Origin of the sequence: Petrocella sp. FN5, assembly GCF_029210395.1 — a bacterium.
Lineage (GTDB): Bacteria > Bacillota > Clostridia > Lachnospirales > Vallitaleaceae > Petrocella.
Genome location: NZ_JARGDP010000090.1, coordinates 1 through 8824 on the forward strand (window position 1 = coordinate 1; position 8824 = coordinate 8824).

At 36.6% G+C, this 8824-nt stretch carries 10 protein-coding genes; 5 read left to right on the forward strand and 5 right to left on the reverse strand.

Annotated features, from left to right (window positions below; all coding sequences use genetic code 11):
* Nucleotides 1-246: 246 nt before the first annotated feature.
* From yiaK to P0N36_RS13670, 4 genes are all read right to left on the reverse strand, one after another.
* Nucleotides 247-1254 carry a 3-dehydro-L-gulonate 2-dehydrogenase gene (gene yiaK, locus P0N36_RS13655; RefSeq protein WP_275843413.1) on the reverse strand — a complete coding sequence of 336 codons (1008 nt, stop codon included), beginning with the start codon at nt 1252-1254 and terminating at the stop codon, nt 247-249.
* Entirely contained in the window at nt 1254-2246 is a 993-nt protein-coding gene (locus tag P0N36_RS13660) for a Gfo/Idh/MocA family protein (protein ID WP_275843414.1), read from the reverse strand. Before P0N36_RS13660 ends, yiaK begins: the two co-directional genes overlap by 1 nt.
* Before the next feature lie 60 nt (nt 2247-2306).
* Nucleotides 2307-2786 carry a YhcH/YjgK/YiaL family protein gene (locus P0N36_RS13665; protein WP_275843415.1) on the reverse strand — a complete coding sequence of 160 codons (480 nt, stop codon included), beginning with the start codon at nt 2784-2786 and terminating at the stop codon, nt 2307-2309.
* A 263-nt stretch (nt 2787-3049) separates the two neighbouring features.
* On the reverse strand, nt 3050-4042 hold the full coding sequence (locus P0N36_RS13670) for a LacI family DNA-binding transcriptional regulator (RefSeq protein ID WP_275843416.1): 993 nt from the start codon (nt 4040-4042) through the stop codon (nt 3050-3052).
* Between the two features lie 333 nt (nt 4043-4375).
* On the opposite strand from P0N36_RS13670, the gene panB reads away from it, so the two are divergent.
* Genes panB through coaBC form a run of 5 tightly spaced genes read left to right on the forward strand, consistent with a single transcriptional unit; the run spans nt 4376 to nt 7778 of the window.
* The gene (panB, locus tag P0N36_RS13675; RefSeq protein WP_275843417.1) at nt 4376-5224 is read left to right on the forward strand and encodes a 3-methyl-2-oxobutanoate hydroxymethyltransferase; all 849 of its coding nucleotides are present in this window, start codon (nt 4376-4378) and stop codon (nt 5222-5224) included.
* On the forward strand, nt 5214-6053 hold the full coding sequence (panC, locus tag P0N36_RS13680; protein ID WP_275843418.1) for a pantoate--beta-alanine ligase: 840 nt from the start codon (nt 5214-5216) through the stop codon (nt 6051-6053). The genes panB and panC overlap by 11 nt, the downstream gene beginning before the upstream one ends.
* The gene (panD, locus tag P0N36_RS13685) at nt 6053-6436 is read left to right on the forward strand and encodes an aspartate 1-decarboxylase (protein WP_275843419.1); all 384 of its coding nucleotides are present in this window, start codon (nt 6053-6055) and stop codon (nt 6434-6436) included. Before panC ends, panD begins: the two co-directional genes overlap by 1 nt.
* Nucleotides 6437-6444: 8 nt before the next feature.
* Nucleotides 6445-7218 carry a phosphopantothenoylcysteine decarboxylase domain-containing protein gene (locus tag P0N36_RS13690; RefSeq protein ID WP_275843420.1) on the forward strand — a complete coding sequence of 258 codons (774 nt, stop codon included), beginning with the start codon at nt 6445-6447 and terminating at the stop codon, nt 7216-7218.
* A gap of 26 nt (nt 7219-7244) precedes the next feature.
* Entirely contained in the window at nt 7245-7778 is a 534-nt protein-coding gene (gene coaBC, locus P0N36_RS13695; RefSeq protein WP_330684035.1) for a bifunctional phosphopantothenoylcysteine decarboxylase/phosphopantothenate--cysteine ligase CoaBC, read from the forward strand.
* A 15-nt stretch (nt 7779-7793) separates the two neighbouring features.
* Here coaBC and P0N36_RS13700 read toward each other — a convergent pair whose 3' ends face one another.
* Nucleotides 7794-8669 (reverse strand): ROK family protein, encoded by an 876-nt coding sequence (locus P0N36_RS13700; protein WP_275843421.1) that lies wholly within the window; start codon nt 8667-8669, stop codon nt 7794-7796.
* Nucleotides 8670-8824: the final 155 nt, after the last annotated feature.

Here is an 8824-nt window from a genome sequence, read left to right on the forward strand (position 1 = left end):
AGATAATAATTTTTTCATTTTCTTTCCTCCTATTTTTGTTATATGGTTACAGCGTCCATTTTGACACCTTAACCACATATGGTTAAAGGGTCAAAACTAAGTTTCACTAAATTCACCCACTCTATGTAGATTATGTTGATACATTCATAACTACATATAGTAGGTGAAAGTTCAACTATATAGTTTTGACACCTTAACCACATATATTAGTTTCTAAGCTTTGATTACAAAGCCTGAAATAAATACCTACAGCGCTGTGATGGTGTTCCATATGTCTTCAAGAACCGGAATACCGTTTTCAAGGTTGTCTCTTCTTGTGTTGATTTCCATTTCACCAGGATAGAATATTTGATTACAACCCTCTGCTTTTTCTGATTGTCTTATGTCATCAATGACTTCCTCAATAATGGCATCTGTAATGTTGACACTGCTCATATGGGTTGGATCAATGGCAATGAATATTTGTGATAAACCGAATTCATCTTCGTATTTCTTTCCAATGGCTGTTGTTGAGTTCGCACCGGATAGTACTGCTGCAATAAGGTCAAAGGCAATGGATAATCCTGAACCTTTCCAAAATCCAATTGGTAACACACGCCACGTTTTTTCAATCTCAACAGGATCTGTTGTTGCTTTACCTTCTGTATCAAATCCACCAACTACAGGGAGTTGCTGACCTTTGAACTTGGTTTCTTCGATCTTACCGTAAGAGAATTGTGCCATAGCGCAATCTACAACCACATGTTCTTTATTACTCCTTGGTATGGCCATAACAAAAGGATTGTTCCCAATGTTTCGATCTTTCGTACCCCAAGCCGGCATATTAGGCATGGTATTGGTCCAGCATAAACCAATCATACCAGCGTCAGCTGCTTGCCATCCAAAAGTACCGCCACGCATCCAGTGATTCGTATTACCAAGAGCTACAATACCGATGCCACACTCTTTTGCAAGTTCAATCGCTCTGTCCATGGCATTAACAGCATTGGTATTTCCCATAGCCAAATTACCGTTCCAACGCTCAAAACCGCCCATCCTGCCTTCTACAGTTGGTTCTGCGTCCACTTTAATGTAACCTTTATCAATATAAGAAACCACTCTAGGAAAACGATTAACACCATGAGAATAGATACCGTCTACACTATTGTCGGCAAAATTCTCTGCACTTTTTCTGGCTGTTTCAGGTTTGAAACCTTTTTTTAGCAAGATGGCTTCAAACGTTTTTACCATCTCATCATATTTTATTCTTAACATTATTTAGCACTCCTTTTATAATAGTCGCTTAACAGCATGTCTGTCATTTTTACTAGGTTAATGGCTTCATCAAAATTAGCATAACTTTTTTCTTTACCGATTAATTCATTAACAACTGCTTGCTGATAAGCCATGGCCACATGATCAAACTCTTCAAACTCAAACGTTTCTTCAACACCATTTTTTATGAGTGTAAAACTTTTACCGGATAGTCCATCATAAAGAATGCGGCCTTGATCTCCAACAATTTGTACTTCATTAATCTCCTGATCCGCTACATAGCACCATGTACCTGAACCAATAATACCGTTATTAAATCTAAAGGTTGCCACCACTGTATCATCTGCATCATAATAACCACCTTTATTTTCTACGATGCCTTGCATATTTTCCATCTCACCAAAGTAGAATTCTAAACAATCCATGACATGAACACCCATGTCTAAAAACTTGCCACCACCTGAGATTTCCGGAATGACACGCCAAGGTAAACGCGCCTTAGTTAGCTCGCTGTCTTCCACTTTCATAATCTGAGTTACATATACATATCTGATGTCACCAATTGCTTTTTCATCTAATAATTCTTTGATTTTTATGAATTTTTCCATGCCTCTTCGGTAAAAAGCAACGTAAACCGGTATGTTTAATGCTTCTGATAATGTCTTAATCTCTAAGCACTCCTCAAGATTCATTGCTACAGGTTTTTCAATATATGGTATCTTGTTGGCCTTTAAGCATTTAATAGCATACTCTTTATGAAATTTTGGCGGTGTTGCTATATAGATAATATCAATATCTGAGTCATTCAGTAAATCTTCTATATCTTCATATGCCTTCTTGATACCATGACGTTTTGTGTAATCAAGCGTTCTATTATAATCATCATTATATACTGCTAGAAGATTCGAATTTTTTGCTTTGTATAATCCCGGTCCACTTTTAACCTCAGTAACTTGACCACAACCAATCATACCCCAATTTACTTCCTTCATTCTATACCTCCTTGTTAATTGGTTAAGGCGTCAAAACTATATAGTTTTGACCCTTTAACCTTATTTTGAATTTTTATAATAATCATAATTGACTTTGTAAACAACTTTTCTGATTGGCATATTTGATTCTCGCATACAACCTGGCATGTGAACATCATTTGGGAAAAACACACAGAAATCACCCGGCTTCATAGCTATCATTGTCATGTCCGAAACATCTTTATAAAACAACAAATCTCTTTCTTCTAGTAGGTTCTGATCTACTTGATTCTTACCATGGTCATCAACATAACCAATACTTTCTTTTCCCTCAAATAAAAATTGTATGTCAATGTATTTCCTGTGTACTTCTGGACGACCGTCTTCAATATTTTTTGTTGTCATATCAATAATTTGATAATAGACATTTCTGCCGTCAATCTCGTATTCTCCAGGCGTCATGTTGCCAATATCTGAATCTTTGAAAAACGAAACAGCATCCTTTATAATTTTGGAGTATAAATCTGTGTCGAATGATGAATAAATCGATGAGCAAATCATATATAATTCCTTTCGTAAATATATTATTTATCAACTATATGTTAGCGCTAACATGTCTGCCAAAAAAAATATTTTGTGAAATGGTCTAGTTAGTTTCTTTTGTGTTAGCGCTAACATTGTCGGGAAAAAAATAAAAACACTAGCCACAAGATTTTTACGTCAAATTGTACAGATATTATGTTACCGCTAACAACCATTGGTTAAATAATAACATACTAATCTCACATCGTCAATCTATTTTTTATTTTTTTTATTCATTACGCTTAATTCGTAGACTCTTTCATGTCAAATATAGGCATAATGTTATAAACACGTTCTGTCTTTTCCCCTTGCAGCATAGCATATAAGGCTTTGGTACAATATGCACCCATGTCATTAATTCGGTTGTCAATGCTGGATATTTTAGGTGTGCTAATATCCGCATAGATTGAATTATTAAAACCGATTATGTTAATATCTTCGGGTATTTTTAAGCCCAAATGTTTACATGCCTTTACCCCACCTACGGCCATAATATCTTCACTATAAATAATAGCGGTTACGCCTTGGTTTCTTTTAAGGAATTTCTCTGTCTCCATCTGGCTGTTAACATGATCGGTTTTTATATGTCTAATATAGCTTTCATTAAACATAATATGATTTTTTCTAATACCATCTATAAACCCCTCTTGTTTATTATGGGCACTATAAGTTACGTAGTCATTCATAAAAGCAATCTCTCTGTGGCCTTTAGATACCAAATAATCCACAACATTTGATACGGCTTTTCTTTCATCAACAACAACACCACAAACATTTTCAAGGTCTAGTTGACCATTGGCTATGACTACCGGCTTGTCATTAAAGTATTTTTGAATACATCTTTTGGTAATATCATTCTGAAACCTTGATCCAATGAGCACCAGCCCGTCAATGTTACGACCTGCCATAGCTCTAAGATAAGCTTCTTGTTTACTGTTATCAAGGCCACAGCCACCTATAATGCTCATGTAGCCATATTTAGAAAATTCTTCTTCAATGTGAAAAGCTGTATTGATATGATGGTTGTTTCTTACATCGATTACGATAATGCCAATAATCTTATTACCAGCATTTGCAAGCCCTCTGGCAAAGCTATTGGGTATATAAGCATTCTCATCCAAGATTCTTATGATTCTGTCTCGCGTTTCCGGTTTAACGCCTGGCTTATTGTTAATCACACGGGAAATTGTTGTATGGGAAACCCCTGCCAATTTGGCGATGTCATAGATGTTCATCTCTACATTATTCTCTCTTCCTATGCTCAGTTTAATCGACTTGAATTATAGCATTATTCCTATTAAGTGTAAACCTAGCCTTGTCGATTTTTATTATACTGTATTTTCTATAATTATAACAAATTAGCTGTAGTTTTTGTATATACACTTGTACTTACATCTACCCTATATTATAATAGGATGATAATGGTTAATACCTATTATATAATTCTATTTTTGCTTCTACCCACCATTATAACATAGCTTTGATCCTATGGACAGAGACTGAGTGTGATAAGGTACATTTGATTTATCATGCCTTTTTTCACCTATAGGTCGAGAAAGGGTTTTTTTATGAAACGATTTTCGATTTTAGATTTCAAATCTGCAAAAGGAGTAAAAAAGTTAACACTATTAACCGCATATGATTATACGATGGCAAAGCTTCTGGACCAGTCCGGTATAGATGCTATTCTTGTTGGTGATTCTTTAGGTATGGTTCACCAAGGTTATAAAAATACTTTAAGTGTAACCATGGATCACATGATCTACCATACAACCTGCGTTGTAAGAGGTACTCAACATGCTATGGTTATCAGTGATATGCCTTTTATGTCTTATCACATATCCTCTAGGGAAGCCGTCGCTAATGCAGGTAGATTGATTAAGGAAGGCGGAGCACATGCTGTCAAACTCGAGGGCGGTCGTGATATATTACCTCAAGTTGAAAGCATTTTGAAGGCTCAAATACCCGTTATGGGTCACATTGGATTGACACCACAGTCTATCCATCAACTTGGCGGCTTCAAGGTTCAAGGACATCTACCAGAAGAAGCACTGAAAATAATTCAAGATGCTAAATCACTAGAATCCCTTGGTGTCTTTGCCATTGTTTTAGAAGGCATTCCTGAGCATCTAGCTCAACGCATTAGCCAAGAGCTACGCATTCCTACGATTGGTATTGGAGCTTCGGTCCATTGCGACGGTCAGATTCTCGTCTCCCATGATATGCTTGGTATGTATACCGAATGCTCCCCTAAGTTTGTAAAGCATTATGCAAATCTTGGTAATCTGATTCAGACAGCGGTTAAGAATTATATCCGTGATGTACATCAACAGTTTTTCCCTGAGCCAGCCCATACCTATAAGGAACAAAATGAAGTTCTTAATCTGTCCAAGCAGGAGGTTCCCAATGCTGATTGATTCAATAGCAAAAATGAAACTAATATTAAGCAACAAAAGCAATATCGGTTTCGTGCCTACCATGGGCGCCTTACATGATGGCCATCTTTCTCTAATAAAAACTGCGAGAAAACATCATGAACTTGTCGTTGTAAGTATCTTTGTTAATCCTTCTCAATTTGCTCCGGATGAAGATTATGATGTCTATCCGCGAAACCTAGATGAAGACTATGTACTAGCTACGTCTGCCGGCGCTGACTATGTTTTTTCTCCTTCTGTCTTTGAAATTTATGGACATGGGCATTTTACCCATGTCATTGTAGATGATGCTTTGACTAATAAACTATGTGGTGCATCTAGACCTACACATTTTAAAGGCGTAACAACTGTTGTTGCACTCTTAATAAATATTATAAAACCACAAAAAATATACTTAGGAGAAAAGGATGCTCAACAGGTAATCCTACTCAAACGCATGATTAAAGACCTCCATATGGGTCTTGAGGTAGTAACCTGTCCAACAGTTAGGGCGTTAGATGGTTTAGCTCTAAGTTCAAGAAATACCTATCTAAGCGACAAAGAACGTTATGAAGCTACTTATATATATCAAGCCCTAATGGAGGTAGAGAAGAAATATGCTCTAGGGATTCGGGATGTGTCCTCATTAATGAATACGTTAACTCAAGTCCTTCATAACTTGTCCTTAGGAAAAATAGATTATATTGAAATTCTCGGCTATGATGACCTTGAGTATATAGAAACTATTCAAAAAAAAACACTTGTGGCTATTGCTGTTTTCTTTGGTAAAACAAGGTTGATTGATAATATTGTCTTAGAAGGTGGTGCTTAATGTTGATTACCATGCTAAAGTCTAAAATTCACAAGGCAACAGTTACTGAAGCCAACTTACATTATGAAGGGAGCGTCACCATTGATCAGGCATTGCTTGAGGCCAGCGGAATTCTAATAGGTGAAAAAGTACAGATTGTTAATGTCAATAACGGTGCAAGGTTTGAAACCTATACTATTGCCGGCGCCCCACATAGTGGTATTGTATGTTTAAATGGGCCTGCTGCCAGAATGGTACAACCTGGTGATTTGGTCATCATCATTACTTATGCCTTAATGCAACCTATAGAAGCGCGTCAATATAACCCAACCATTGTTCAATTGGATCCACATAATCGTATCGTAAACACAAAATATAGAGAGGCCCATGGTCATAGGGATTAAGGTGTGTTATGAATATTATTATTACCGCTGGTGGCACAAGTGAAAAGATTGATCCAGTAAGAAAAATCACAAATACAAGTACCGGATTACTCGCCAGTAAAATCTATAACGCTTTAGTAGAAGTTATCCACGGTCACCATAATCCAATACATATTGATTATGTTGCAGCAAAAAATGCACAATTACCAAAAATTAAAAGCCCACACCAATTGTACTCTGTCACTGATACCCAAAGTGTAGATCAGATATTATCTGAACTTTTCACATCAAAGAAAATTGATATTATGATTCATTGCATGGCTGTATCTGACTACTATGTGTCAAGAATCCAAACCGAAACCCAATTGGCTACAGAATTACTGGACTTGGTCGAACAAAAAAATACCGCTTCTCAGGAAGTCCAATTGGATGATGTTCTTACTATTTTAAGAAATAACTCATATCATCAATTAGATAAATGTAATAAAATTGTATCTTCCGAAAGTCTTTATCTAAGACTAAGTGAGACACCTAAGCTTATTGAAAAAGTAAAAAAAATAAGCCCAAACACGCGACTTATTGGGTTTAAGCTTCTTCATAACGCACCTGAAGAATATTTGCTTCAAACGGCAAATATGATGGCTTTAACCAGCCGGTGTGAATTGGTAGTTGCCAATAATCTCACTTCCATTCATGGTGAAAACCATGAAGCTTTTATCATTAAAAACGGCAAGGTAATCGACACCTGTTTCACTAAAGAAGAAATTGCTAATTCATTAAAAGACTACCTTTTCTCAACCTGACCCTAAAACTTAAGGAGATTATCCATATGAAAACAATCCTCGTCGGTGTCTGCGGTGGTATCGCTAGCTATAAAGCAATAGAAATCGTTAATGCTCTATGCAAAAAAGATTATGATGTCCATGTAATCATGACAAAAAATGCCACTGAGTTTATTGGGCCCCTAACTTTTCAGTCTTTATCTCATAATCCGGTGGTTACAGATATGTTTAATCCCATCGATAAGTGGGACACCAAGCATATCCAGTTGGCAAAAAAAGCTGACTTATTCTTGATTGTACCCGCTACGGCAAATATTATCGGCAAGATAGCATGCGGTATAGCCGATGATATGATGACCACTACCATCATGGCTACTACTGCGCCGGTAATAATCGCACCCGCAATGAATACCAATATGTGGGAAAATCCTATACTAAAAGATAATATCCATAAGCTATCCGCCTATGGATATAGAGTTTTGGAAACCGAACAAGGACATCTGGCCTGCGGTGATATCGGTAGAGGCAAACTGCTTGATTGGCAAGATATTATTAAAATAGTTGAAAGTAGCCTTCAATAAATATGTATCTATAATTTATTTTTGTAATGCTATCTCTTTAGCTAAGTAAATAGAGCCCACTAAGCCAGCTTTTTGCCCCAGTTTTGGATATTGAATATATTCCTCTAGATTACCTTTTATGATTTCATGATCAATATAACCATTCATATGCTTTTTGAATGCTTCTCTAATTTTGGGGAAAAGATGGGCTTGCTGTGCAACGCCACCACCAATCAGTATGATTTCCGGTGATAATATAAGATTATAAGTCATAAGGGCTTGGCCAATATAATCTGCAACATAATCCCATATAATATGATCTTCACCAAGCTCATGCCCTTTGATACCAAGTCTTGCCTCTATGGCCGGTCCGGATACAAGGCCTTCAAGACAATTGTTATGGGTTGGACAATTACCTTTAAAGACGTCTTCTTTATTTTGTCTAACCAGTATATGCCCCATCTCCGGATGGGTCAATCCGAATAAAGTCTCACCATTTAGTACAAATCCGGCTCCAACGCCGGTACCGATTGTAATATATAAAACACTTCTCTTACCAACACCATGGCCTTCTTTATATTCGCCAAGACCTGCTGCGTTCACATCTGTATCTATCTTGATTGGTATGTTTAAAGCTGCAGTTAATTCTTTATACATATTAAACCAACGCCATGCTAACTTTGGCGTGTTCAAAACCTGTCCATAATTTTCTTTGTTGGGACTAATCTCAATTGGACCAAATGCGCCTATTCCTATGGCTTTAACTGGATTTTTCTTGAAAAATCCTATAACTTCTTTCATGGTTTTTTCCGGTTCCATGGTCGGTACTGTCATTTGATCTAAGATATTCATTTCTTCGTCCACAGCCGCACACACAAATTTGGTGCCACCTGCTTCTATAGCTCCGTACATATAAACACCTCTTTCTTTTTATTATCCATATTATGGTTAACGGGCCAAAACTAAGTTTCACTAAATTTATATACCATATATAGATTACGTTGATACATTCGTAACTATATATGGTATATGAAAGTTCAACTATATAGTTTTGACGCCTTAACCAT

Excerpts from the sequence above, each read along its gene's own strand:
- yiaK (WP_275843413.1), bottom strand. The coding sequence starts at position 1,254 with ATGTTAAGAATAAAATATGATGAGATGGTAAAAACGTTTGAAGCCATC.
- P0N36_RS13660 (WP_275843414.1), bottom strand. The coding sequence starts at position 2,246 with ATGAAGGAAGTAAATTGGGGTATGATTGGTTGTGGTCAAGTTACTGAG.
- P0N36_RS13665 (WP_275843415.1), bottom strand. The coding sequence starts at position 2,786 with ATGATTTGCTCATCGATTTATTCATCATTCGACACAGATTTATACTCC.
- P0N36_RS13670 (WP_275843416.1), bottom strand. The coding sequence starts at position 4,042 with ATGAACATCTATGACATCGCCAAATTGGCAGGGGTTTCCCATACAACA.
- panB (WP_275843417.1), top strand. The coding sequence starts at position 4,376 with ATGAAACGATTTTCGATTTTAGATTTCAAATCTGCAAAAGGAGTAAAA.
- panC (WP_275843418.1), top strand. The coding sequence starts at position 5,214 with ATGCTGATTGATTCAATAGCAAAAATGAAACTAATATTAAGCAACAAA.
- panD (WP_275843419.1), top strand. The coding sequence starts at position 6,053 with ATGTTGATTACCATGCTAAAGTCTAAAATTCACAAGGCAACAGTTACT.
- P0N36_RS13690 (WP_275843420.1), top strand. The coding sequence starts at position 6,445 with ATGAATATTATTATTACCGCTGGTGGCACAAGTGAAAAGATTGATCCA.
- coaBC (WP_330684035.1), top strand. The coding sequence starts at position 7,245 with ATGAAAACAATCCTCGTCGGTGTCTGCGGTGGTATCGCTAGCTATAAA.
- P0N36_RS13700 (WP_275843421.1), bottom strand. The coding sequence starts at position 8,669 with ATGTACGGAGCTATAGAAGCAGGTGGCACCAAATTTGTGTGTGCGGCT.